Annotated in this window: 23 protein-coding genes; 11 read left to right on the top strand and 12 right to left on the bottom strand. The window is 63.9% G+C overall.

The window, feature by feature from the left end; genetic code table 11:
* Nucleotides 1-23 precede the first annotated feature (23 nt).
* Both OOT43_RS07070 and OOT43_RS07065 read right to left on the bottom strand, forming a co-directional pair.
* Nucleotides 24-1388, bottom strand: coding sequence for a TldD/PmbA family protein (locus tag OOT43_RS07070; protein WP_266024134.1), 1365 nt, complete (start codon nucleotides 1386-1388; stop codon nucleotides 24-26).
* Nucleotides 1385-2848, bottom strand: coding sequence for a TldD/PmbA family protein (locus OOT43_RS07065; protein ID WP_266024133.1), 1464 nt, complete (start codon nucleotides 2846-2848; stop codon nucleotides 1385-1387). The genes OOT43_RS07070 and OOT43_RS07065 overlap by 4 nt, the downstream gene beginning before the upstream one ends.
* A gap of 139 nt (nucleotides 2849-2987) precedes the next feature.
* On the opposite strand from OOT43_RS07065, the gene OOT43_RS07060 reads away from it, so the two are divergent.
* From OOT43_RS07060 to OOT43_RS07040, 5 genes are all read left to right on the top strand, one after another.
* Entirely contained in the window at nucleotides 2988-3506 is a 519-nt protein-coding gene (locus OOT43_RS07060; protein ID WP_266024132.1) for a WbuC family cupin fold metalloprotein, read from the top strand.
* Nucleotides 3507-3528: 22 nt separating this feature from the next.
* Nucleotides 3529-4005: an HMA2 domain-containing protein gene (locus OOT43_RS07055; protein WP_266024131.1), complete on the top strand. Its 477-nt coding sequence runs from the start codon at nucleotides 3529-3531 to the stop codon at nucleotides 4003-4005.
* A gap of 4 nt (nucleotides 4006-4009) precedes the next feature.
* Complete coding sequence (locus OOT43_RS07050) at nucleotides 4010-4327, top strand: DMT family transporter (protein ID WP_266024130.1); 318 nt, start codon at nucleotides 4010-4012, stop codon at nucleotides 4325-4327.
* 41 nt (nucleotides 4328-4368) lie between these two features.
* On the top strand, nucleotides 4369-4770 hold the full coding sequence (locus OOT43_RS07045) for a Dabb family protein (RefSeq protein WP_266024129.1): 402 nt from the start codon (nucleotides 4369-4371) through the stop codon (nucleotides 4768-4770).
* 264 nt (nucleotides 4771-5034) lie between these two features.
* Nucleotides 5035-5322: a 2Fe-2S iron-sulfur cluster-binding protein gene (locus tag OOT43_RS07040; RefSeq protein ID WP_266024128.1), complete on the top strand. Its 288-nt coding sequence runs from the start codon at nucleotides 5035-5037 to the stop codon at nucleotides 5320-5322.
* Between the two features lie 231 nt (nucleotides 5323-5553).
* On the opposite strand, the gene bfr is transcribed toward OOT43_RS07040, so the two are convergent.
* Nucleotides 5554-6018, bottom strand: coding sequence for a bacterioferritin (gene bfr, locus OOT43_RS07035; protein WP_266024127.1), 465 nt, complete (start codon nucleotides 6016-6018; stop codon nucleotides 5554-5556).
* A gap of 152 nt (nucleotides 6019-6170) precedes the next feature.
* On the opposite strand from bfr, the gene nifL reads away from it, so the two are divergent.
* From nifL to OOT43_RS07020, 3 genes are all read left to right on the top strand, one after another.
* Nucleotides 6171-7739 carry a nitrogen fixation negative regulator NifL gene (nifL, locus tag OOT43_RS07030; protein WP_266024126.1) on the top strand — a complete coding sequence of 523 codons (1569 nt, stop codon included), beginning with the start codon at nucleotides 6171-6173 and terminating at the stop codon, nucleotides 7737-7739.
* A complete protein-coding gene (gene nifA / locus OOT43_RS07025) occupies nucleotides 7732-9267 on the top strand; it encodes a nif-specific transcriptional activator NifA (protein ID WP_266024125.1) in 1536 nt (511 codons plus the stop codon). The genes nifL and nifA overlap by 8 nt, the downstream gene beginning before the upstream one ends.
* Before the next feature lie 229 nt (nucleotides 9268-9496).
* Nucleotides 9497-10237, top strand: a complete 741-nt coding sequence (locus OOT43_RS07020; protein ID WP_266024124.1) for a right-handed parallel beta-helix repeat-containing protein — start codon at nucleotides 9497-9499, stop codon at nucleotides 10235-10237.
* Nucleotides 10238-10346: 109 nt separating this feature from the next.
* Here OOT43_RS07020 and OOT43_RS07015 read toward each other — a convergent pair whose 3' ends face one another.
* Nucleotides 10347-10754 (bottom strand): hypothetical protein, encoded by a 408-nt coding sequence (locus tag OOT43_RS07015; protein ID WP_266024123.1) that lies wholly within the window; start codon nucleotides 10752-10754, stop codon nucleotides 10347-10349.
* Nucleotides 10755-10933: 179 nt separating this feature from the next.
* Here OOT43_RS07015 and OOT43_RS07010 point away from each other — a divergent pair, with 179 nt between their 5' ends.
* Complete coding sequence (locus OOT43_RS07010) at nucleotides 10934-11257, top strand: ComEA family DNA-binding protein (protein ID WP_266024121.1); 324 nt, start codon at nucleotides 10934-10936, stop codon at nucleotides 11255-11257.
* Nucleotides 11258-11323: 66 nt separating this feature from the next.
* Here the strand turns inward: OOT43_RS07010 and OOT43_RS07005 are convergent, their stop codons facing one another.
* From OOT43_RS07005 to OOT43_RS06980, 6 genes are all read right to left on the bottom strand, one after another.
* On the bottom strand, nucleotides 11324-12325 hold the full coding sequence (locus tag OOT43_RS07005; RefSeq protein WP_266024120.1) for a dihydroorotate dehydrogenase-like protein: 1002 nt from the start codon (nucleotides 12323-12325) through the stop codon (nucleotides 11324-11326).
* A 15-nt stretch (nucleotides 12326-12340) separates the two neighbouring features.
* Complete coding sequence (gene nifJ / locus OOT43_RS07000; protein ID WP_266024119.1) at nucleotides 12341-15907, bottom strand: pyruvate:ferredoxin (flavodoxin) oxidoreductase; 3567 nt, start codon at nucleotides 15905-15907, stop codon at nucleotides 12341-12343.
* 4 nt (nucleotides 15908-15911) lie between these two features.
* The gene (locus tag OOT43_RS06995; protein WP_266024118.1) at nucleotides 15912-17552 is read right to left on the bottom strand and encodes an NAD(P)-binding protein; all 1641 of its coding nucleotides are present in this window, start codon (nucleotides 17550-17552) and stop codon (nucleotides 15912-15914) included.
* A gap of 116 nt (nucleotides 17553-17668) precedes the next feature.
* Nucleotides 17669-18859, bottom strand: a complete 1191-nt coding sequence (locus OOT43_RS06990; protein WP_266024117.1) for an ATP-binding protein — start codon at nucleotides 18857-18859, stop codon at nucleotides 17669-17671.
* Nucleotides 18847-19578 carry a response regulator gene (locus tag OOT43_RS06985; RefSeq protein ID WP_266024116.1) on the bottom strand — a complete coding sequence of 244 codons (732 nt, stop codon included), beginning with the start codon at nucleotides 19576-19578 and terminating at the stop codon, nucleotides 18847-18849. The genes OOT43_RS06990 and OOT43_RS06985 overlap by 13 nt, the downstream gene beginning before the upstream one ends.
* A gap of 7 nt (nucleotides 19579-19585) precedes the next feature.
* The gene (locus OOT43_RS06980; protein ID WP_266024115.1) at nucleotides 19586-20107 is read right to left on the bottom strand and encodes a Spy/CpxP family protein refolding chaperone; all 522 of its coding nucleotides are present in this window, start codon (nucleotides 20105-20107) and stop codon (nucleotides 19586-19588) included.
* A 192-nt stretch (nucleotides 20108-20299) separates the two neighbouring features.
* Between OOT43_RS06980 and pepN the strand changes: the two genes are divergently transcribed.
* Nucleotides 20300-22951, top strand: a complete 2652-nt coding sequence (pepN, locus tag OOT43_RS06975) for an aminopeptidase N (RefSeq protein WP_266024114.1) — start codon at nucleotides 20300-20302, stop codon at nucleotides 22949-22951.
* An 18-nt stretch (nucleotides 22952-22969) separates the two neighbouring features.
* Here pepN and OOT43_RS06970 read toward each other — a convergent pair whose 3' ends face one another.
* Nucleotides 22970-23239, bottom strand: a complete 270-nt coding sequence (locus tag OOT43_RS06970; protein ID WP_266024112.1) for a BrnA antitoxin family protein — start codon at nucleotides 23237-23239, stop codon at nucleotides 22970-22972.
* The gene (locus OOT43_RS06965) at nucleotides 23199-23471 is read right to left on the bottom strand and encodes a BrnT family toxin (protein WP_266024111.1); all 273 of its coding nucleotides are present in this window, start codon (nucleotides 23469-23471) and stop codon (nucleotides 23199-23201) included. Before OOT43_RS06965 ends, OOT43_RS06970 begins: the two co-directional genes overlap by 41 nt.
* A 72-nt stretch (nucleotides 23472-23543) precedes the next feature.
* On the opposite strand from OOT43_RS06965, the gene OOT43_RS06960 reads away from it, so the two are divergent.
* Complete coding sequence (locus OOT43_RS06960; protein ID WP_266024110.1) at nucleotides 23544-24572, top strand: zinc-dependent alcohol dehydrogenase family protein; 1029 nt, start codon at nucleotides 23544-23546, stop codon at nucleotides 24570-24572.
* Nucleotides 24573-24617: the final 45 nt, after the last annotated feature.

The following is a 24617-nucleotide window of genomic DNA, read 5'->3' as shown; positions in this document are numbered from 1 at the left end:
GTTGGTCGTGGGACGGAGTCGGGTTAGAGGGTTAGCCTGAAGCGGGACAGCAGGATGCCGGGTACCTTGGAGCCGCCCAGCGAGCGCAGTTCATAGGTGTCGGTGGAGTGGAACAGCCGGGCTGCGTCGCTCAGTGCCTCGAGTTCCGTACCGAAGATGCGGTAGAGGCTGTCGTCGAAACGCAGGTCGTGGATCGGGGCGACGATCTCCCCTTGCTCGACGAGGAAACAGGCGTACCGCGTCATGCCGGTCAAGCGGGCGTTCTGCAGGTCGCTCCAATTGAGGTAGTGCACGTTGCCGATGTAAAGGCCCGAATCCAGCCTTTTCAGCACATCGCGTTCGGGCAGATCGCCGGGCTGTATTTCCGGCGAGCGCAGCTGCTCTTCCGACCACAGACCCGATTCGGCACCGTTGGAGGCCACGCCGTACTCCCGGGCCGAGCGTCCCCCGATCAAGAGATTCTTCAGCGCGCCGCGTTCGACGATGGACAGTTGCTCGGGGGCGGCTTCCCCAAGGCTATTGAACCTCGGGCAGAGTCCGAGCGCGAAATTTTCCCTCAGGCTGAACTTGTCGGACAAGGGCGCTTCCCCCTCGATCCACCGCCGCAGGGCCGATCCTCCCTTCTTCCAGGCGCCGTAGCTGACCGCGCCCCAGGACAGCAGGTCGACGATATGGGCGACGGCGGCAGGGGCGAGATAGGCGCGGTATTCCCCCGGCGGCAGCGTCCTGGAAGGAATCCGCAGTTGATCGAGCCGTTGGCGATCCGCTTCGATGGCGACGGCAATATCGGCGGCGCTCCAGTCGGTGCCGCCCAGTAAGCCTTTAACCGCCTTGTTTTCGTCCGCTGAATTCACGGTGAACAGGGAATAGTCGAGGAAAAATCCGGAAGTCCCAAACCAGTGGCGCTGCCCCGTCGAATTCCGTACGGCACGAACCTGCGGGCCGGCGGCGAACAGCCCGGCGAAGTCAGTGCCAGAGGTCGCGAGGGCGATCTGGTCGATGACCGCCGCCGGGTCGGGCAGTGCGGCCTCGTGCCACTCCTCGCTCTGGCCGTGATTTTCCATCGGTGATGCGAAAGGGTCGGGCGGCAGGGATGCGGCTTCCGAGCGGGCCCGCGCCAGCAGCGCGCGGAGGTCGCAGATATCCCGGTCCGCCCGACCGGACAGGTCCGTCGTGAATTTCGCACTGCGGTCTTGAGCCCGAAAATCCAGTTCCAGCCGCAACTGGCGGACCCCGGTCGCCTGCCTGACTTTGCCCGCATTGAAGCGGAGATAGGTCTGGTCTTCTCCCGACAGGCTCAAACTTGCGGCTTCCCCCGGACGGAGCGCGGCGAAGGCGTCGTCGCTCAGCCGTTCCAGGAGGCGATGGGCATCCCGCGCAAAGCTCACCGGCCGCCCCCGAAGACTTCCACGCCGGAGAACAGGCAATGGGGGGAGGCGTGGCCGACCCGGATCATCTGGTTGGGTTCGCCCTTGCCGCAGAACGGGGTGCCGAAAATGCCGAAGCTCTCCCGGTTGCCGATCATCTTCAGCGAATGCCAGAAGGGGATGCTCACGCCCCGGTAGTTGGGATTTCGGACCACACGGGTCAGCTGTCCGTCTTCTATCAGGCGCGCATATTCGCATCCGAACTGGAATTTTCGCCGGTAGTCGTCGATCGACCAGGAGCGGTTGGCGCTCATGTAGATGCCGCGTTCGACCGAGGCGATCATTTCGTCCAGGGTGCTGTCGCCGGGTTCGAGGTTGAGGTTGGCCATGCGGTCGATCGGCGCCCGGTTCCAGCCTGCCGAACGGAAATTGGCGACGCCCGGGAGGCCGAGCCGGGCCTGGCTTTCCAGGCTGCCGAGCCCGCGCAGCAGCAGTCCGTCCCGGATCAGGTATTGGCGGTCGGCGTGATTGCCGCCGTCATCGAAGCGGTACGATGCGAATTCGCCTGGCAGGGTGGGGTCGAAGCGGATGTTCATGAGGGGCGAGCCGTACCGCAGTCGGCCGAAATCCTCCGGTTTGACGAAACTCCAGCCCGCATAGTTGCGCTCGTCGCCGAGAATGCGGTCCAGTTCCAGGGGATGGCCGACCGATTCGTGGATCTGCAGCAACATCTGGTCCGGCGCCAGCAGCAGGTCGCGGGTGTCGTCCGGACAATCTTCGGAGTCGAGCAACTCCAGCGCCTCCCGCCCGGCCTGCTCGCATTCCCTGTAGATGAGTTCGAAGTCGATCGTTTCGAGTCCCCCCTGCAGGCAGCGGGCGACAGGGCCGTTGAGGGAGCGCCGCTGGGTTTCCGAACCATCCTGGGCAGTCGCCATGAAGTTCTGGCTGACCAAGTGGAAGCGTTGCTCGATGTCGGCGCCGCTCGAGGTGAGGTAACGGCTCGAGTGTTCGGTCAGTATGATTTCCGCGGACGTTTCGACGATCCTGTCCGAGACCCGCAGCCGGGCACAGGCGGCGATCAGATTCGCCGTCAGTTCGCTCAGGGAGATGGCGTCGAAGCGCCGTTCGCAAGGGCCGGTGGCTGTGCCGAACACGGCGGGGCGCAGGCCTGGGGAAAAAACCGCCACGGTGTGGCGGGCACCCGCCCGGGCCAGCCGGGCGGCGCGGCTCGCCGCTTCATGCAGGCCGGTCTCCGACAGGTCCGAAGTTGCCGCGTAGGCCAGATTGCCGTCCACCACGGCTTCGACCATTGCGCCCCGGCTGCCATGCACTTGGTTCCGCTCGGGCCGGCCGTTGCGGGCGGCGCGGTGCTGGCTGGTTTCTTCGACAAGGCGCAGACCGATCCAGTCGGCTTCGCGAGCGAGCCGGGACAGCGCGGACGCCGGATCGACTACGGCGGGTGCAGCTTCTGGGGCGTTCATGGAGGCCGGATGGTATGGAATCGGTACGCGGCAGTTGTCGCCGATTCTATCAGTTCCGGAACGGAGTGATTGCGCGATTCATACGGGCGGGATACGCTGAATGCTTAGGTTCCGCACGACGATTTCTCCCGAAAGGTAAATGCCCTCGCCTGCTGATTTTAAGCTTTACACCGCCGGAACGCTGTCCGGGCTGAGCGAAGAAGCCGCGTGCTCGGCCCGTTTGCGCAAGAATCTCAACGTCCATCCGGTACTGGCGGATCCCGTCCAACGCCTGTTCAACGCTCTGGAGCCCGGCACCTACGCGCGTCCGCACCGCCATTCCCGACCCGATGGCTGGGAACTGATGGTCGTGGTGCGGGGCGCTTTTTCGGTGTTGGTTTTCGACGATCACGGACGTGTCGCCGAACGGATAGACTTGAGGGCGGACGGGGGCGACTGTGCCGTCGAGATTCCCGCGGGGACTTGGCACACGGTGGTCAGCCGGGTGCCCAGGACGGTCATGTTCGAGGTGAAGCCGGGACCCTATTCGCCGGTCGCTGACAAGGACTTTGCAGCCTGGGCGCCGGAAGAGGGGAGCGCGGACGCAGCCGCGCAGGTGCGCCGGTTGGAGTCGGCGCAGCCGGGCGATCGGGTATGTTCCACCGAATTCCTTTCATGATTCATCGGGACGCGAGGTTTCCATGACGAACGGCCGGGCCAAGAGCCATCACGATTCCCACCGGCACGGACTGCACGTGACGCACGCCGTACCGGGCCGCATCCGGTTGAGGTCCGAACGCCTCAAGGGGCGCCCGCAGGATGCGGAGCAGCTCGCCGCGCGTCTCTCCAAGGTGGCGGGAATCCATCATGCCGCGGTCAATCCGGCGACCGGCAGCATCACTCTCCACTATCATTCGAGGGCGCTGGAGTCGCTCACGTTCTTCGCCGAACTGGCGGCGGTTCTGGGCCTCATCGCGGTCGACATCCAGGCGGGCGATGTGGAGGGGTTGTTCGCGCTGGTGGGGCTTTCGCCTGCTGACGCGGTCCGTTCATTGGGGGGGCGGGGCCATGAGCCGGCTGAGCAGGCCGCCGCCGAGGACAGCGTTGCAGGCGATGTGCTGCGGCTGCTTGGGGCCGGGATCGCCCTCGGTGTTTTGGCCTGGAAACTGAGCCGCTGAAGGTATGAGCTGGGCCTATCTGTTCCTGGCCGGCTGTCTGGAAATCGGTTGGCCGCTCGGCTTCAAGCTGTCGCAAAACGAAGGCGCGCGTCTGCCCGGGCTCGTCCTGGCGGTCCTATGCATGGCGCTGAGCGGCCTTTTCCTCTGGCTGGCGCAGCGGGAGATACCCATAGGTACGGCCTACGCCGTGTGGACCGGCATCGGGGCTGCCGGTACATTTTTCATCGGCGTATGGTTTTTCGGTGATCCGGCCAGCCTGGGGCGTTATTTGGGCGCGGCGTTGATCGTCGCCGGCGTGATCACCCTCAAGCTGGCGCATTGAGCCGGTGTCGGGCTTTTTCCATCACAACGAGGGATAAGACGATGTTCAAGCGATTTTTTGTATTCGGATGGGTTCTGTTCGGTTGCGCGTTTTCCCCGCTTGGTTCGTCCGAGGTGATTCCGGCGGGCGGCGGGCGGGTGCAGCATGTCGTCATCGTTTGGCTCAAGGATCATGGCAGCCCGGCCGCACGGCAGCAGTACATCGAAAATAGCCGGCGCCTGGGGAAACTTCCCATGGTTCTCCATTACCGGGTGGGTACGGTGCTGACCGGAGACCGAGCCGTAGTCGACAGCTCCTACGATGTAGGGGTGGTGGCCACGTTCGAAAACGATCAGGCGCTCCGGGACTATCTGGCGCATCCCGAACATCGAAAAGTGATCGACGAGTCCCTCAAGCCGCTGGTGGACAAAGCCGTGGTTTACGATTTCAAGGAATCGAACTGAGTTGCCGCGGCACTCGAGTCCATCGCGCTAAGCCGAGCCGCTTCCCTCCTCACCGTCCGTCCGCCGACACCCCGCCCGGTGTCGGCACGATCAAAACTCCCTTCGCTGCGGCACGATCTGTCGGTTTTGCGACAAGCGGTGGCGATTCCATGTCGTAAATCCGACAGGCGAGAAAGCTTTAAGCTTTTGAAGTAACAGAAAATTCATTCTTGGCACGGCCGCTGCTTGGATGCGGGCAAGCAACGGATAGGGGAGTTCCCGGCGATGGCCAAAGCCACAGTTACCTTTGAAGACATCGGTGTCACCGTCACCGTCCCGGCCGGAACCCGAATGATCGAAATATCGGAGAAGGTCGGGGCCGGAATCATTTACGGTTGCAGGGAGGGAGACTGCGGAACCTGTCTCATGGTAGTCACCGCCGGCTGGGACAATCTGAGTGAACCGTCCGTTCTGGAAGACAAGATACTGCGGGAAAACATGGCCGGGAAGAACAACCGTCTGGCCTGTCAGGCGCAGGTGTTGGGCGGAGAGATTTCCGTCCGGCCAGCCTGAGGGCGCAACGCCGCCCGACGCGACTTTTTCTTATTGACCGGAGTTCGGAACGATGAGATATGAGATGAACTGGGTGGAAATCACGGTGGTCATGCTGGTCGTCCTGACCGCATACTTCATTCTGCGCATCTGCTTCGGCGCACGGGCGCGTATGGAAAGATAGGAGATTAGCGCAAAAAGAAGGCCGCTTTCGGAGAACGGCCTTCGCGCAGGACATCTGTCCCGGGTGATTCACATTTGGGATTGCAGATAGTTCTGCAGTCCCACCTTGCCGACCAGTTCCAACTGGGTTTCCAGCCAGTCGACGTGCTCCTCCTCGCTTTCGAGGATGTCCTCGAACAGCTCGCGGCTGACATAGTCGCCGCATTTTTCGCAGTAGGCGATGGCGTCCTTGAGCAGAGGCAGTGCCTGGTGCTCGAGTTGGAGGTCGCAGCGCAGCATTTCCTCGGGATTTTCGCCGATCTTGAGCTTGCCCAAGTCCTGCAGGTTCGGCAGGCCTTCCAGGAACAGGATCCGCTCGATGAGGCGGTCGGCATGCTTCATCTCGTCGATGGATTCCTTGTATTCGTGTTCGTTGAGCTTTCCGAATCCCCAGTTCTTGAACATCCGGGCATGCAGGAAATACTGGTTGATGGCGGTCAGCTCGTTGGTGAGAACCTTGTTGAGGTATTCGATGACTTGATTGTCGCCTTTCATGTCGAGGTACTCCGTGTGGGGACGCGCCTAGTTTACTCGGGGCGGGTCGCTACCGGTAGTAGCCAAGGCGGCCTGCGGGCACTGCGAGAACTCCCTGCCGGAACTTCACGGGCACACATATTGCCTCATTGCGTATCGAAGGAGGTGTTACTGTGCCAATAGACTTGTCGAACTCTGAGAACGCATCGAATCGCGATCTCCCGTTCTCCCTGGTGCGCGCGACGGTGGATCAGGCACCAGTGGCGATTTCGATCACGGACTTGAAAGCCAACATTCTGTACGTCAACGCGGCTTTCAGCGAAATTACCGGCTATGCACCACAAGAGTGCGTCGGGCGCAACGAATCGATGCTGTCGGACCGGCGTACCCCGCCGGAGGTTTACCGGGAACTATGGGGATGCATCACCCGGCAGCAGCCCTGGCGCGGCCGTCTGCTGAACCGCCACAGGGACGGCCGGCGCTATCTGGCGGATCTCACGGTCGCTCCCATGCTGAACGAGGCGGGAGAGACCACGCACTTCATCGGTATGCATCGCGACGTCACGGAAGAGTATCTGCTGCAGCAGCAGGTTCGGCAGCAGACGCTGTTCCTGGAAACCGTGGTGGCATCGATCCCGGTTTCAGCGGTGCTGATCGACGAGAACGGCCGCATCGTTCTGGACAACCTGATGTACAAGGCGCTGGCGAGCGATCTGAAGGTCGAGGAGCCAGCGCTGCTATTCCTGAAATTGCTGCGGGAGGAGTCGGGCGAGGAATGGAGCGATTTCTGGCACCGCGAAAAGGCGTTCAGGAATCTGGAGTTGCGTTTCGATCCGGGGGGCGGCAGGCCCTCGCGCTGGTTCTCCTGTGCCGGTCAATGGTTCCGCCATGAGGAGGGCACGGTCGATGGGTTTTTCTCCGGCTCGGAGAAAGGCTATCTGCTGCTGACGGTGGATGACGTCACCCAGCAGAAGAAGCAGCAGGACCAATACCGCCTGCGCGGTCTCCAGGCCCTGATGGCCGAGGAGGAAAAGCTCGAGAGCCTCAAGGAAACGCTGTTCGCCGCAATCCACCAGATCCAGGGGCCGCTGAACCTGATCGGCGCCGCCAAGAACCTCCTGGACCGCCGCGGCGACGATGTGGGCAATGTGGCAGTGCGCGATCTGCTGCAACAGGTCATCGCGGCCGGGGAAGCATCGATCGGCACCCTGGAGAAATGCATTCCCCACACCGACAACAATGCCTTCAAGCCGGTCAATCTGAACCAAGTGCTGCATGATGCCATCACCCTGCTGACCGAGCGCTTGCTCGCCAGTGGCATCGTAGTGGAGTGGGTGCCGACCCCGGTCTTGCCCAGTCTGCGCGGCTCGGAGAACCGGTTGCGCTCATTGTTCAAGCAGGTGATCGAGAACGCCATCGATGCCATGGCGCATTCCCGACAGCGCGAACTGCGCATCCACACCTGGACGCGCGACCAGCTGATCCACATCACTATCGAGGATACCGGGCCTGGGATATCTCCGGGGTTGCGAACCCAGGTGTTCGAGCCGTTTTTCACCACCAAGGCGAGCTTGGGTCGCCAGCATGTCGGCATGGGGCTGGCCGTCGCTCACGAGATCGTCAACCAGCATAACGGCTTGATCCGTATCGATCCGGACTACAACGAGGGCTGCCGAATCCATATGCAGTTTGAAATCAGACAAACGCAGCCGGAGAGGCCTGCGAAGGTTTCTCATGGTTGATCGTTACGAATTGATCGAGCGGGAGCTCGAAGCCCTTTATCAGGTCGGTCAGGTCCTGAACAGTACCGCCGAACTCAAAGGCAAGCTCGAAGGCGTGCTCAACGTCCTGCACGAGCAAGCCGATTTGCGCTCCGGAATGATCGCGCTGCGGGAGCCGGAAACGGATGCATTGGTATTGGCAGTGCTGCGGCGGGGCGAAGCCGGACGGATTTCCGACGAACCCGTGCGCTATGAGCCGGGCGAAGGCTTGATCGGCACCATTTTGGAAGCGAACTGCACCATTGTGGTGGAGCGCATTGCCGACGAGCCGCGTTTTCTCGGCCGCCTCGGACTGTACGATCCGGAGCTGCCCTTCATCGGTTCGCCGATCCACGTGGGCAGGGACGAACTGCTGGGGGTGCTGGCCGCCCAGCCCAGCGAGCGCGAACTGCTCGGCGAGCGTGCCCGGTTTCTGGAAATGGTGAGCAATCTGGTTGCGCAAAGCGTGGGTTTGCTGCGTGGCATGGAACAGAAGCAGCGCGATCTCACGACTCAGTGCGAGCAGTTGCAGCAGACGCTGCGCTCGAATTACGGCTTCGAGAACATCATCGGGAGAACCCCGCCGATGATGCGCGTGTTCGAGACCGTGCGCCAGGTCGCGAAATGGAATACCACGGTGCTGATCCGGGGCGAATCGGGCACCGGCAAGGAGATGATCGCCAGCGCGATCCACTTCAATTCTCCGCGGGCGAGCGGCCCCTTCGTGAAGCTGAACTGTGCGGCGCTGCCCGAGAATCTGCTCGAGTCGGAACTGTTCGGCCATGAGAAAGGCGCTTTCAGCGGCGCAGTCAACCAGCGCAAAGGGCGGTTCGAATTGGCCAACCATGGAACCCTGTTCCTGGACGAGATCGGCGAGATTTCCCCGGCGTTCCAGGCCAAGCTGCTGCGGGTGCTGCAGGAGGGCGAATTCGAACGGGTCGGCGGGATTCACACGCTCAAGGTCGATGTGAGGATCATCGCGGCGACCAACCGCGATCTCGAGTCTGCGGTGGAAGAAGGGGCATTCCGCGAGGACCTCTATTATCGCCTCAACGTGATGCCCATCCAGATGCCGCCTCTGCGGGAGCGCAAGGAGGACATCCCCGAACTCTCCCGTTTTCTGTTGGGCAGGATTTCCCGCAACCAGGGAGACCGGTCGCTGGAAGTCAAGGAGAGTGCCATCCGTTCACTGATGCGGCACGACTGGCCCGGTAACGTGCGCGAGCTGGAAAATCTGCTCGAGCGCGCGGCGATCATGAGCCGCGAAGGGGTCATCGACAGCGAGGTTATCGCGTTGACCGGGCTCAAGGAAAAGCTGTCGACGGTTGCCGACGTCGCTTCCTACAAGGCCGACCTGGAGGATGACAACCTGGACGAGCGGGAGCGGATCATCGCCGCGCTCGAGCAGAGCGGCTGGGTGCAGGCGAAGGCGGCGCGCCTGCTCGACATGACCCCGAGGCAGATCGCCTACCGCGTCAAGATCCTGAATATCCACATGAAACACTTGTAGAATCCGCCGCGGTGTCTGCCGCCTGCGGATTCGCCGCCGCGGGTCCGTATTGACACGCCATGTGCATGTCGGCAGGCTCTTGCCCGTGCGTGCCGGAGGCCGGTCCGCGCGTCCTTCCCAAGAACAATGCGAGGTGGTTATGAACGATGGAAAGCGTCAGGTGAGGCGAGTCAGCGGAGCAGCAAGGATAGGGCCCCGGTCCGGGGTGATTCTCGTCCTCCTGGCGTCGATGGCCGAACCCGCCCTGGCCAAACGGGTGTATTGTCCGACCAATCTTCAGTCGGAGCTGGACGCCATCAAGTCGGGTGGTACCCTGGAGATATCCGGGACCTGCGTCGGCCATTTCGTGGTCTGGAAAAACGTCGAACTTCAAGGCAAAGGCACGGCGCCGACCCTGTTCGGCGCCGGCAGCGGCACGGTGCTGACCATCCTGGGAGCGGCCAACAAGGTCAAGGTCAAGAATCTCACCATCACCGGTGGCGGCGGCGTTGGGGACGGCGCCGGGGTTCTCAACTACGGCAACCTGACGCTGGTCGGTTCGGTGGTGATGGGGAACAACGCTGTGAACAACGGCGGGGGCATTTACAATTACGGCACGACCACCCTGAAGCAGTCGCAGGTCACCGGGAACAGCGCCGGCCTGGACGGCGCCGGGGTCTACAACAACAGTTCCGCCTCGGGTTGGGGAACCCTGTCCCTGTACGGGTCCGAGGTGACCGGCAACAAGGCCGGCGCCGGCGGCGGCGGGATTTACAGCTTCGGTTCCGCCTATCTCAAGAATTCCGTCCTGAACGGCAACCAGTCCGGCGGAGACGGTGGTGGACTCAAGAGTGCCCAGGGCTCGATAACCACGATCACCGGTTCCGTGATTACCGGCAACATCGCGGCCAGCAATGGCGGGGTGTCGGGAACCATCACATTCAAGGGGAAGCAGTCGACGATCAGCGGCAATCTCCCCGACGGTCCCTGAGGTGCCTGCGGGATAGAGCCCGCCCGGATGGAACCCCGATCGGCGGCCCAGTGCAGGCGGCGCGCCGATCGGGATTCGCGCGGCCGTTGGCCGGAGATGGCGCCGGCTCTTACGGCGAACCCAGGCAGTGGTTCGCGGCCTGGTTGCTCATGATGACCAGGTCGAACGGAAACTCCCCTTTCTGATTGAAATGCACGGCCTCGGCCTTGCTGATCCGTTGCGATATCTCCTTCGCCATGCACTCGCATATCCGTCCCAACTCCTGGTCGTTCTTGACGAGGTTGTCGGGATCGTTCTGCTGCCCCTGGACGCACTTTTCAACGTAAAGTTTTTCGAAAATCTGGTGCTCGGATTGAGTCACCGGAATGTGCGGAGGAACTGATGGGGCGGAGCTCGTTGTGGCGGCGGGAGCTGAAGTCTTGGCTGGCTCCGGTGTTTCGCTGCCGCACCCGGCCAGCAAAACGGCGGTCGTGGCGAGTCCGGCCAGGGTGCGGCGGAAAGCTTTATCTTGATCCATGGAATGCCCTCACGATGGGTTTGTTTAGGAAGTCTGGGCGCGGGTTCAACAGGAGAGGCACTTTACCCAGCCAGGGCCGGGCACGGCAAGCCCCGCCCGGTGGCTACACGGCCACATTGCTTTTCGGAGGGTTTCTTCTATAGTAAAAATCTCCTGTAAACCATAAGTTGGAGATAAATATGGAAAAGCTGTTCGCTTTGCTTCTGCTCATGTTTTTCAGCATTGCAGCCTGGGCCGAGCCCCTGGATATCAACACCGCGACCGCCGAGGAAATTGCCGCGACGATGACCGGGGTGGGAAAAGCCAAGGCAGACGCCATCGTGAAGGACCGTGAGGCTAACGGCAACTTCAAGTCGGTCGACGACCTGAAGCGCGTCAAGGGCATCAAGGACGGCATTCTGTCCAAGAATCGCGACAAGGTCACGGTCAAGGGCGATACGGCTGCCTCGCCGGCGCCGGCTGCCGCCGCTCCCGCAACACCTGCCGCGAAGCCTCATCATTGAGTCGCAACGGTTTTTCGTTGCGGGAAGGCGCGGCTTCCGGGCCGCGCCTTTTTTTTCGTTCCATGTTCAGACCGGCGGAATCTGAAAAGACTCCAGGACCTTGATGTAATTGGCCCGTTCGTAGGCGCTGGCATTTGCGATCCTGCCATGGCTCATGCTGCCCTTGAGCAGGGCGAGGGACGCGAATCCGTGGGCGTCCATCCAGTGCTCGAGGCCTTTCACGAGCACCGCGGCGTAGGTGGGGCCGTGCCGTAGCAGGGCCGACGCCGTCATGACGGCGTCGGCTCCCGCGAGCAGATATTTGACGATCTCTCCGGCGCCAGCTACGCCGGTCGTTGCGCCCAGCGACGGGGCGAATTTGCCGTGCAGCAGGGCGATCCAGAGCAAGGGCAGGCGTATTTCGCCGGGGCTGCTCAGTTCCAGCGAAGGGAGAACCTCCAGCCGCTCGATGTCGACGTCCGGCTGGTAGAAGCGGTTGAACAGCACCAGCGCGTCGGCGCCGGCCTGTTCGAGGCGCATGGCCATGTGGGCCATGGCGCTGAAAAACGGGCTGAGCTTCAAGGCGACCGGAATGCGCACCGCCGACTTGACGGCGGTAAGGATGTCCACGTAGCGCTGTTCGATGTCGCTGCCGGAGATGCGGGGATCGGTTTCGATGCCGTAGATGTTCAGTTCCAGTCCCCGTGCGCCGGCCTGTTCGATTTGCCGCGCGTAGTCGATCCAGCCTTCGTCGCTCATGCAGTTCAAACTGGCGATGACCGGAATGTCGACGGCTTCGACGGCCCGCCGGATCAGTTCGAGATAGCGCTCCGGTCCGGCGTGATAATCGGCGGCCGCCGGAAAATAGCTCAACGATTCGGCGAAGCTTTCGCTGCCGGAGGCCATCAGCTGTGAGAACACCTCGTTTTCATGCCGGATCTGCTCTTCGAACAGGGAGAACAGAACGATGGCTGCGACGCCGCCGTCTTCCAGCCGTCTGATGCCGTGGAGGCTTTCGGAAAGCGGGGAGGCCGAGGCGACGACCGGATGCTTCAAGGGCAGTCCCATATAGGTTGTGCTGAGGTCCATATTGCATCTCCTCGATCATTGGGCCTTGACGCTGGCGTCGGGGTGGAAGTGGGCGCCGGTCCGGCTCGCCATTTCCTCGTAGATCCCCCACTTCTGGTCGACCACCTGCTGCGCCAGCATCATCAAATGCTCGCTTTCCGCTGGATGGGAGCGCGCCAGCATCCGGTAGCGCAGCTCGTTCATAGCATAGTCTTTGAGCTTGACGCGGGGGCGGGGCGAGTCCAGTACGAAGGGGTTCCGTTCGGATTGCCGCAGCGCCGGGTTGTAGCGGATCAGCGGCCAATGCCCGCTGGCGGCAGCCAGGTCCTGCTGCTTCAAGCCTTGCCGCATGTCGATGCCGTGGGCGATGCAGTGGCTGTAGGCCAGGACCAGCGAGGGGCCGGGATAGGCCTCGGCCTCGCGCAGCGCCAGCAATGCCTGCTGGGGATTGGCGCCCATGGCGATCCGGGCCACATACACGTTGCCGTAGGCGATGGCCTGCAGCGCCACGTCCTTCTTGGCGACCGGCTTGCCGGCGGCGGCGAATTTGGCGACGGCGCCGAGCGGGGTCGATTTCGACATCTGGCCCCCGGTGTTGGAATACACCTCGGTGTCCAGCACCAGAACGTTGACGTCCCGGCCGCTGGCGAGGACGTGGTCGAGCCCGGCCGAGCCGATGTCGTAGGCCCAGCCGTCGCCGCCGACGATCCAGATGCTGCGCCGGACCAGATGGTCGGCCACCGACAGCAGGTCTCGAGCCGCTTCGCCGTCGATGTCTTGCAAGGAGGATTTCAGGGCCGCGACACGTTCCCGTTGGTGGCGGATCTCGGATTCGGTGAGTTGCGGCGCGTTCCGTATTTCGTCGGCCAGTCCGGCCGGAAGCCGCTGCCCGAGTTCCTCCAGTCGCTGGCGGGCAAGGGCAAGATGCTTGTCGGCGCTGAGCCGGAAGCCTAAGCCGAATTCGGCGTTATCCTCGAACAGCGAGTTCGACCAGGCCGGGCCGCGGCCTTCCGCGTTCTTGGTCCAGGGCGTGGTGGGCAGGTTGCCGCCGTAGATCGAGGAGCAGCCGGTGGCGTTGGCCACCAGCAGGCGGTCGCCGAACAACTGGGAAAGCAGGCGCACATAGGGCGTTTCGCCACAGCCGGCGCAGGCGCCGGAGAATTCGAACAGCGGCTCCAGGAACTGTGCGCCGCGCACCGACGAGAAGTCTACCCGCGAGCGGTCGTTGACGGGCAGTTGTTCGAAGAAACGGATGCTGGTGCGCTCCTGCTCCAGGATCGGTGCCTTCGGCCGCATGTTGATTGCCTTGACGCCGGTTTCGCGCGGGCTGCGCGCCGGGCAGACCTCCACGCATAGGCCACAGCCCGTGCAGTCTTCGACGTAGAACTGCAAGGTGTAACGGGTTTCGGGGAAGCCTCGGGCGTTGATGGAGGCGGATTTGAAGCCGGCGGGCGCACCCGCGAGCCGCGAGTCCGGATAGAACTTCGAGCGGATTACGCTGTGCGGGCAGACGAAGCTGCAGTTGCCGCATTGAATGCAGATGTCCGGTTCCCATACGGGGACCGTGTCGGCGATGTTGCGCTTCTCCCAACGGGTGGTGCCGGAAGGGTAAGTGCCGTCGACCGGCAGGGCGGATACCGGCAGGGCATCGCCGGTCCCGGCCATCATGGCTGCCGTTACCCGCTGGACGAATTCCGGCGCCTCGGGCGGTACCGGCGGCGGCATTTCCAGGCGGCTGTTGGCTTGCGCCGGCACTTCCACCCGGTACAGATGCGCCAGGGTATGGTCCACCGCGGCGAAGTTCTTCTTGACCACGTCCTCGCCTTTCTTGCCGTAGGTTTTGTGGATCGAGGCCTTGATCCGCTCGATCGCCTCCTCGCGCGGCAGCACGCCGGAGATGGCGAAGAAGCAGGTCTGCATGATGGTGTTGGTGCGGTTGCCCATGCCCGATTCGGCCGCTACTTTCGAGGCGTCTATGACGTAGAAGGCGATGCCCTTCTCGATGATGCTTTCTTGGACGGTACGGGGCAGACGGTCCCACACCTCGTCCGGTCCATACGGGCTGTTGAGCAGGAATACCGCGCCCTTGCGGGCGTGCTCCAGCACGTCGATCTTCTCCACGAAGTTGAACTGGTGGCAGCCGACGAAGCCGGCCGAGCGGATGAGATAGGGGGATTCGATCGGGCGGGGGCCGAAGCGCACGTGGGAGACGGTGCGGGAACCGGATTTCTTCGAGTCGTAGACGAAGTAGCCTTGGGCGTGCAGCGGCGTGGATTCGCCGATGATCTTGATGCTGTTCTTGTTGGCGCCCACCGTGCCGTCGGCGCCCAAGCCGAAGAACAGGGCGCGTACCACGTCGTCCGGCTCGATCTCGAAGCGCTCGTCGTAGTCCAGGCTGGTGTGGGAGACGTCGTCGCGGATCCCGATGGTGAAGTGGTTCTTGGGTTGCGGTTGGGCGAGCTCGTCCAGCACCGCCCTGGCCATGGCCGGGGTGAACTCTTTGGAGGAGAGGCCATAGCGACCGCCGATGACGCGCGGCGCGGCGCCGCGTTCCGTCAGCGCTGTGACGACGTCGGTGTAGAGCGGCTCGCCGGTGGAACCCGGCAGCTTGAGCCGGTCCAACACCGCGATGGCCCGGACGCTCGCCGGCAACGCGGCCAAAAAGTGGGGCGCGGAGAAGGGCAGAGCAAGGCGTGCCTGCACCACGCCGACCTTCTCGCCCTGCCGGCACAGGAAGGCTACGGTTTCGCGCAGGGTCTGCCCGCCGGAGCCGAGGATCACGGCTACCCGCTCGGCCTGCGGGTCGCCGAAGTAATCGAACAAGCGGTACCGCCGGCCGGTGAGTCCGGCGAATTTGTCGAACTGCGCCTGCACGATTCCGGGCAAGCGGGCATAGAACGGGTTGACGGTCTCCCGGCCCTGGAAATAGACGTCCGGGTTCTGGGCGGTGCCGCGGATGAAGGGATGGTCGGGGTTCAATGCCCGCGTCCGATGCTCCCGGACCTTGGCGGGATCGATCATGGCGCGGATGTCTTCGTCGGCGATCAGGCTCAGTTTGTTGACCTCGTGCGAGGTCCGGAAGCCGTCGAAGAAATGCACGAACGGAATCCGTGATTCCAGGCTGGCGGCCTGGGCCAGCAGGGCCATGTCGTGCGCCTCCTGCACCGAACTGGAGGCGAGCTGGGCGAAGCCGGTGGGGCGCACGGCGGCGACGTCGGAATGGTCGCCGAAGATGGACAAGCCCTGGGCGGCGAGCGAGCGGGCCGCGACATGGAACACCGTAGGGGTGAGCTCGCCGGCGATCTTGTACATGTTCGGGATCATCAGCAAGAGACCCTGCGAGGCGGTGAAGGTGGTGGTCAGGGCACCTGTCTGCAGCGCGCCGTGCACCGCGCCGGCGGCCCCGCCTTCGCTCTGCATCTCCACCACCAGCGGCACGTTGCCCCAGATGTTGGTTTTGCCCTCGGCCGCCCACTGGTCGGCCAGTTCGGCCATGGTGGAGGAGGGGGTGATCGGATAGATCGCGCATACCTCATTGATCCGGTAGGCGATGTAAGCCACCGCCTCGTTGCCCTCGAGCGTGGTTTCCGTGGTCGGATGCATGGTCTCAGGCTCCCGGTTCGCTGATCATTTCGATGGCATGGCAGGGGCATTGCTCGTAGCACACGGCGCAGCCGGTGCAGCGGTCGTAGTCGTAGCGGTAGCGCTTGCCCGGCCCCAGCTTGACGATGGCCTGTTCGGGGCAGGCGCCGTAGCAGCCGTCGCATTCGAAACAGTTGCCGCAGGAGAAGCAGCGCCGGGCCTCGAACAGCGCCTCGGATTCGCTCAGCCCCTGCACGACCTCGTCGAAGCCGTAGGCCCGGAGGGCCGGGTCGAGCTGGGGTTGCTCGCGCTGGTCGGCCTCGGTCAGATACCAGACGTGCAATTTGTCGAAGCCGACGATGGGGTGTCTGGGGGGCGGAACATACGCCGATCCTCGCAGATAGGCGTCGATGTGGCGGGCCGCTTTCTTGCCGTGGCCGACCGCCACGGTGACGGTGCGCTCGCTGGGCACCATGTCGCCGCCGGCGAAGATGCCCGCCTTGCCGGTCATCATGTTGGGGTCCACCAGCACGGTGCCGTCGTCCTTAAAGCGGATGCCGGGGATCTTGTGCAGGAAGGCGGTGTCGGTGTCCTGCCCCAGGGCGAGGATCAGGGCGTCGGCTTCCAGGGTCTCGAATTCCCCGGTCGGCTGCGGATAGCCGCGTTCGTCGATACGCATGACCTCCACCTGGATGCGGGTCTGGTCGATCTGCTTGATGCTGCGCAGCCAGTTGATCCTGACGCCTTCCTCCAGCGCCTCGTCGGCCTCGAACGGATGGGCCGGCATGTGCTCGCGGTCGCGGCGGTAGATGATGAGGGCTTCCTCCGCGCCCAGACGCTTGGCGGTGCGGGCCGCGTCCATCGCGGTATTGCCGCCGCCGTAGATGGCGACCCGGCGCCCCAGCTTGGGCGGGTCGCCGCTGGCCGCCTGGCGCAGGAAGCTCACGGCGTCGAGAATCTTGCCGGCGTCGCGGGATGGGATCTCGACCCGTTTGCTCAGGTGTGCGCCGATGGCGAGGAAGACGGCGTCGAAGCGGCCTGCCGTTTTTTCCTCGAGCACATCGTCGACCCGGTGGTTGAGCCTGATCCTGACCCCCATCCGCTCGATGCGCTGGACTTCCTGCTCCAATTCTCGGCGTGGCAGGCGGTAGGCGGGGATGCCGAAATGCATCATGCCGCCGGCCAAGGGGCCCGCCTCGTGGATCTCGACCTCATGGCCCAGGCGCACTAGATGATAGGCGGCCGACAGCCCGCTGGGTCCGGCGCCGATCACCAGCACCCGCTGGCCGCTGGGCGGCGCCTCGGTCTCCGCTTCCCAGCCCTCCCGCAGGGCGAGGTCACCCAGGAAGCGTTCCACCGCATGGATGCTCACCGCCTCGTCGACTTCGTTGCGGTTGCAATGGGATTCGCAGGGGTGGTAACAGACGCGGCCGTGCACCGCCGGCATCGGGTTGTCCCGCATCAGGATCCGCCAGGCATGCCGGTAGCGGCCTGCCTGGGCCTCGGCCAGCCAGGCCTGGATGTTCTCGCCGGCCGGGCAGGCGTTGTTGCAGGGAGGGAGCAGGTCGGCGTAGACCGGCCGCTGCCGGCGGACCGGGCCTGTACCTCTGCCGTGGTCGCCCAGATCGGTGGGATGCGTGACGTCGCTGAACTTGGGGCCGCTCATTGCGTTTCTCCATCGGGGCGGGGCCAGCCGAACGGTAGGAAATCATCCGGTCCGGTTCAAGTTTAGCGGGAAAGTGTGAAAAACGGACGCCGGCCGGATCCGCGCGCCGCGGCGAATCACTTACGCGGGAGATTGAGCCGGGCGATGAGCCCGCCGTCGGGGCAGTTGCGCAGGGTCAGGCGGCCGCCATGGCCGAGGGCGACGTCGCGGGCGATGGACAACCCCAGGCCGGTGCCGCCGGAGGCGCGGTTGCGGGAGGTCTCGAGCCGGACGAAGGGCGCGAAGACCGCTTCGAGCTGGTCGTCCGGAATGCCCGGCCCGTGGTCCCTCACCTCGATGACCAGATTCCCCGGTGTATCCTTCAGCGTGATTTCGGCGCTCTGGCCGTAGCGCAATGCATTGACGATCAGGTTGTCCAGGCAGCGCCGCAGTGCGATGGGACGAGCCGTGATCGGCCTGGCTTCGCCGCTGACGCTGACTTCCTGGCCCTGATCCTGCGCGTCCTCCGCGAGCGAATTCACCAGGGCTTCGACGTCCAGCGGCTGCAGCGGCTCGGGTTCGACATGGCCGCGCAGATAATCCAGGGTCGATCCCAGCATGATCGACATCTCGCGCAGGTCCTCGTGCAGTTTTTCGCGGAGTTCGGGCGGTTCCACACCTTCGACTCGGAGGTTGAGGCGGGTGATCGGCGTGCGCAAATCATGGGATACTGCCGCCAGGAACTGGCTGCGCTGGCGGATTTGTTCCAGCAGTTGCGCCTGCATGCGGTTGAGCGCGCGGGCGGCCTGGCGGGCCTCGGCGGGGCCGCTTTCCTCCAGCGGCTGGCTACTGAGGCTGTCGCCGAAATGCTCGGCAGCCCGAGCGATGCGGATGATGGGCCGGGACAGCCAGCGGGCGCCGATCCATGCCGTCAACCCCAGGGCGACGAGCCGCATCGCCGCGTTGATCCAGCCACCGTGCGGGCGGTAGGGGAGGGACATTCCAGTGCCCATGACATCGCCGGAAGCCTGCTCCACAGTGGGCTGCGGCGGGGGAGCGGGCGTCGGCTCCAGCCCCGGCACGCGCCAGCCGAAATTGTCCTTCGGCGGCGGGAAGTCGGCCGGCGGAGGCGGCCGGGACAGCCACTCCGGCAGGGGCGGGAGGTGAGCCTGGGGAGCCGGCTGCGCCGGGGCCGGCGGTAGAGGCGGAGGTTCGGACAATTCCAGGTTGAACACGACCGCCATGCCCAGGAAGTGGCTGGCGGTCAAGGTCACCAGCAGCAGCAGGAACAGGCGGATGAACAGCGTGTCCGGGATCAGGCGCCGCATTTGCTTACCTGGGCGCTGAAGAAATAACCTTCGCCGCGGATGGTCTTGATGAGCCTGGGATTCTTGGGGTCGTCCTGCAGTTTCTGGCGCAGCCGGGACACCAGCAGGTCGATGCTGCGGTCGAAGACTTCCATGGCCCGGCCACGGGCATAGTCGAGCAGCTGGTCGCGGGTCAGAATGCGGTTCGGACGCTCGATGAACACGCTCAGCAGGCGGAATTCGGCATTGGAAAGGGGAACGACCATGCCTTCGGGCGAGGTCAGTTGCCGGAGCACCCGGTGCAGCCGCCACCCTTCGAATTCCACGGCGATGTCGGAGGCTTCGGGGCTTTCCGTTTCGCGCTCGTGCCGGGCGCGCCGGAGGATGGTCTGGATGCGAGCCACCAGTTCACGCGGCTCGAACGGCTTGGCCACGTAGTCGTCGGCGCCGAGTTCCAGGCCGACCACCCGGTCCATGGGATCGCCCCTGGCCGTCAGCATGATGACCGGGATATCGCTCTCGCCGCGGAGCGACCGGCACAGGCTCAGGCCGTCTTCGCCCGGCAGCATCAGATCCAGTACGACGAGGTCGAACGAACTTTCCGCCAGCGCTTTTTTCATCTCTGCGCCATCGTGGACACCGACGGCTTCCATGCCGAAGCGCGAGAGGTATCCGCCGAGCAGATTCCGAATCTCGACGTCGTCATCCACGATCAAAATACGTGTGGTCGGTGCCTGCATGGAGCTGCTATTTCGGGGGGAGGGGATTGCCTTCGGCTTTTCCGGGAGCGAATCGGCATTTGCCATCGGCTGGCATGGGGCCCATTCTATCGAGTTCGGCCAGCAGTTGGGCGTTTACGGTCTTTTTCTGGGTCGGATCCAGGCTGTCGTAGAAGCTAAGCCACAGTTTCCGGTTTTCCTTCATCCTGGCTTCGACGCTGCTCTTGTCCGCGTCCAGTTTGTCGAAGAGGGCGCGAAGGTCGGCGCTGCCATCGCTCAGCGCCGACTTGATGTCCTTCTGGGCGGTCTCGAAGCGCTCGCGGTGCGACTTCGTCATCTGCCGGGTATCGTCTTCTGCGCGTTTCCACAGACCGTCCTGTTCGCCGTTCAGGTTCAGCTCGCCGTGGATACGCCAAAGCATCGCCGCCAGCCGCTCCTCCGGATCGGGTTTGGGCGAGGGGAACGCGCCGGCCGTCGATATGGCCGAGGCGAGGCCCGCGAACACAGCGGCTGCCATCAATTTCTGCGAGAGGGAACGATAACGCTTCATGGGGGATCTCCTGATTGAGTTTTCAGCGGATGCCGCCGGGCCTGTCTTACCCGGCGATGGCATGATCCCGAGGGCGGGTGTCGGCAGAATTTCCGAAATGTATCAGGATTGAATCGGGCCACCGGTTTGGACCGGGCCGGGTTAAGCCGTATCATCGGGACTTCCGTTTTTCCAGAACCAAGATTCGCAACAATGCGTGAAGCCACCCCGAAGACCATCTACCTCAAGGACTACCAGCCGCCGGCATATCTGGTCGATGCCGTCGACCTGTTCTTCGAGCTGGATCCCCAGTCCACCCGCGTTACCTCCCGGTTGAAGCTGCGCCACAATCCGGCGGTGGAAGAATGGCAGCCCGTGCTTGCGCTCGACGGCGAGCACCTGGCGTTCGAATCCGCCAAGCTCAACGGGCGGACGCTGAGCGAGGGCGAATACAGCGTCAGCGAATCGGGGCTGTTGATCCATGCGGTGCCGGACCGGCCGTTCGAGCTGGAAATCGTCAACCGGATCAACCCGGAAGCCAACACCGCGCTGGAAGGCCTGTACCTGTCCAACGGCATGTTCTGCACCCAGTGCGAACCGCACGGCTTCCGCCGCATCACCTATTACATCGACCGGCCCGACGTCATGTCGTTGTTCACTACGACGATCGTGGCGGATAAGAGCCGCTATCCGGTGTTGCTGTCGAACGGCAACCGGATCGCCAGCGGCGAACTCAAAAACGGCCGGCATTGGGTCCGGTGGGAGGACCCGTTCAAGAAGCCCTGTTACCTCTTCGCCCTGGTGGCCGGGCAGCTCACCTGCCTGGAAGACCGTTTCGTCACCGCCTCGGGCCGCGAGATCGCGCTGCAGATCTACGTGGAGCCGCATGATCGGGACAAGTGCGATCACGCCATGCAGTCGCTCAAGCACGCGATGCGCTGGGACGAGGAGCGCTTCGGCCGCGAGTACGACCTCGACCTGTACATGATCGTGGCGGTCAGCCACTTCAACATGGGGGCGATGGAGAACAAGGGGCTCAACGTCTTCAACACCAAGTTCGTGCTGGCGCGGCCCGACACCGCGACCGACGCCGATTACGAGCACATCGAGGGCGTCATCGGCCACGAATATTTCCACAACTGGACCGGCAACCGCATCACCTGCCGCGACTGGTTCCAGCTCAGCCTGAAGGAAGGGCTGACCGTGTTCCGCGACCAGGAATTCTCTGCCGACCGCAGTTCGCGGGCGGTCAAGCGCATCGAGGACGTGAACCTGCTGCGGACCCGCCAGTTCGCCGAGGACGCAGGTCCGCTGGCGCATCCGGTGCGGCCGGATTCCTACATCGAGATCAACAACTTCTACACCCTCACCGTCTACGAAAAGGGCGGGGAAGTGGTGCGGATGATCCAGACCCTGGCCGGCCCCGAGGGCTTCCGCAAGGGCACGGACCTCTATTTCGAGCGCCACGACGGGCAGGCCGTGACCTGCGACGATTTCGTGCGCTGCATGGAGGACGCCAACGGCATCGATCTCGGCCAGTTCCGCCTGTGGTATGCCCAGGCCGGCACGCCCGAACTGCGGCTCGACCCCGAGTACGACGCCGGGGCCCGGACCCTGCGCCTGTCGGTGCGCCAGTCCTGTCCGCCGACGCCGGGCCAGCCGGTCAAACGGCCTCTGCACATACCGTTGGCCGTAGGCCTGCTGGCGGAGGACGGGCGCGAATTGCCGCTGCGGTTGGCGGGTGAAGCAGAGGCCGGGCCGGGAACCTGCGTCCTGCACGTCCGGGAGGCCGAACAGGTATTCGAATTCGTGGACGTCCCCGAGCGCCCCGTGGTCTCCGTCCTGCGCGGCTTTTCCGCGCCGGTCCGATTGAAAATGGAACGCAGCGCCGAGGAGCTGGCATTCCTGTTCGCCCACGACACCGACGCCTTCAACCGCTGGGACGCAGGCCAGAGCCTGGCGACCCAGGTGATGCTCGGCCTCATCGAGCGCATCCGGGCGGGCGAAAATCCGGAAACCGTCGACTCGAATCTGGTCGACGCCTTCCGCGCGCTGCTGGCGCAACCGGCGGCAGACCTGTCCTATCAGGCGCTGCTGCTGGGCCTGCCCTCGGAAGACTACGTCGCCGCGCTGATGAGCGTGGCCGATCCGGAAGCCATCCACCGGGCGCGCCAGACGGTCCGCAAAGCCTTGGCCGCTGCCCTGGCCGAGGACTTCCTGAGGCTCTACCGGGAGCACCATGCGGCTGAAACGGGGGGACTCGACCCGGCTGCGAGAAACCGGCGCCGGATCAAGAACACCTGCCTGGGGTTTATCGCCGAACTGGAGACGGCCGAATCCTACCAGCTGTGCGCAGCCCAGTTCCGCGAAGCCCGCACCATGACCGACCAGATCGCGGCTCTGGCGGCGATCGTCAACAGCGCCCATCCGGAGAAAGCCGCCTGCCTCGAGTCGTTCTACGCCCGATGGCGGGAGGAGGCGCTGGTTATCGACAAGTGGTTCAGCCTGCAGGCGAGCTGCCATCTTCCGGGCACCCTGGAGAACGTCAAGGCGCTGACGGCGCATCCCGATTTCGACCTGCGCACCCCCAACCGCGTGCGGTCGCTGATCGGTGCGTTCTCGCAGGCCAATCCGGTCAACTTCCATGCGGCCGACGGCAGCGGCTACGAATTCTTAAGCAATCAGATCGTCGCCCTCAACGCCATCAATCCCCAGGTCGCCGCCCGCATGCTAGGCGCGCTGACTCAGTGGCGCCGCTACGACCAAGGGCGGCAGGAAGCCATGTGCCGCCAGTTGCAGCGCATAGCCGGCCTGGAAGGCGTCTCGAAGGATGTGTACGAGGTGGCGGTGAAGAGCCTGGCGTAGGCGGTGACGCCCCCCGGTTTATGCTGGGGAATGGGTCTTGAGCCAATCGCGCAAGGCGGCGTTCATGCGCGATTGCCAGCCCTGCCCGGTGGCGCGAAAGGCGGCAACGATGTCGGCGTCGTAGCGTACCGTCAGGGCGACCTTGCGGTTTTCGGCCCTGGGACGCCCCCGGCGCACCAGTTTTTCGCCGACGAATTCGTCGGCTTGCTCGAAGAATTCGTCCGTCAGTTCCGGGGCGTCGTCCGGATCATGCCACTCGGTGGGCATAACGGGTTGTTTCGCGTTCATTGGCTTTCCTCAAGGAAATGATGCGGCGAGCCTCGCCGCGAGGTGTCCAGACCAGAACCACCATTCGGCCTTTCAGCATGCCGACTGTGATGAAGCGTGATTCGCCATAATCTTCACGGGCGTCTTCCAGGGTAAAGTGGCGTCCGGCAAATATTTCAGCGGCATCTGCGAAATCCACGCCGCGTTCGGCTAGGGTCTTGTTGCGTTTTTCGGGATCGAATTCGATCAACATATCGAATTATCGTAGTTACGAGTATTTTTGCCGTCAAGGGTGCCGTACGGCTTGGCAAAGTATGGGGCTGTCATGAAAGCCTGGTTGATCGGCCAAATAGGGCCGCTGGATTTGTCGCGAACCCCGCTGCGGCTCGCCGACCTTCCGGTGCCGGAGCCGGGCCCCGGCGAAATCCTGCTGAGGGTCTCGGTCTGCGGCGTGTGCCACACCGAAATCGACGAGATCGAAGGCCGCACCGCGCCGCCGCGCCTGCCGGTGGTGCCCGGACATCAGGCCGTAGGCCGTATCGCGGCGCTCGGGGCCGATGTTGCGGGATTCGCCCTGGGCGATCGCGTCGGCGCGGCCTGGATCTATTCGGCTTGCGGCGAATGCGACTACTGCCGGTCGGGACGGGAGAACCTCTGTCCCGGATTCCTCGCCACCGGCCGCGATGCCGACGGCGGTTACGCCGAGTACATGACCGTCCCGGCGGCCTTCGCCTTCCGTATTCCGGAGGTGTTCACCGATCTTGAGGCCGCGCCGCTCCTGTGCGCCGGGGCCATCGGCTACCGCTCGCTCAATCTCAGCGGGCTCGACAACGGCCAGCGGCTGGGGCTTACCGGCTTCGGAGCCTCCGCCCATCTGGTGCTGATGATGGCGCGGCACCGGTTCCCCGATTCGGAAGTCTACGTGTTCGCGCGTAACCCCGAAGAGCGTGCTTTCGCGCTGCAACTGGGCGCAGTCTGGGCCGGCGATACCGTAGACACTGCTCCAGTGCCGCTGGCGGCCATCATCGACACCACGCCGGCTTGGAAACCGGTAGTCGCGGCGCTTGCCAACCTCGCTCCCGGTGGCCGCCTGGTCATCAATGCGATACGCAAGGCGCCCGGAGACCGTGACTGCCTGGGCGGTCTCGACTATGCCCGGCACTTGTGGATGGAGCGGGAAATCAAGTCGGTCGCCAACGTGGCGCGCAGCGACGTAGCCGGCTTTCTGACGCTGGCGGCGGAAATGGGCATCCGTCCCGAGACGGAGGAATACGCGTTCGAGGACGCTAACCGGGCATTGCTCGACCTCAAGCAGCGCCGGATTCGCGGGGCGAAGGTGTTGCGGGTGGCCTGAACGGCTGATTTACTTCGTCCCCTTGCCAAGTACGACACCGCGGAC

It is taken from the genome of Methylococcus mesophilus, from assembly GCF_026247885.1.
GTDB classification, from domain to species: Bacteria; Pseudomonadota; Gammaproteobacteria; order Methylococcales; family Methylococcaceae; genus Methylococcus; species Methylococcus mesophilus.
The sequence above is the reverse complement of the archived record's forward strand: the minus strand, read 5'-3'. Positions and strand labels throughout refer to the sequence as shown.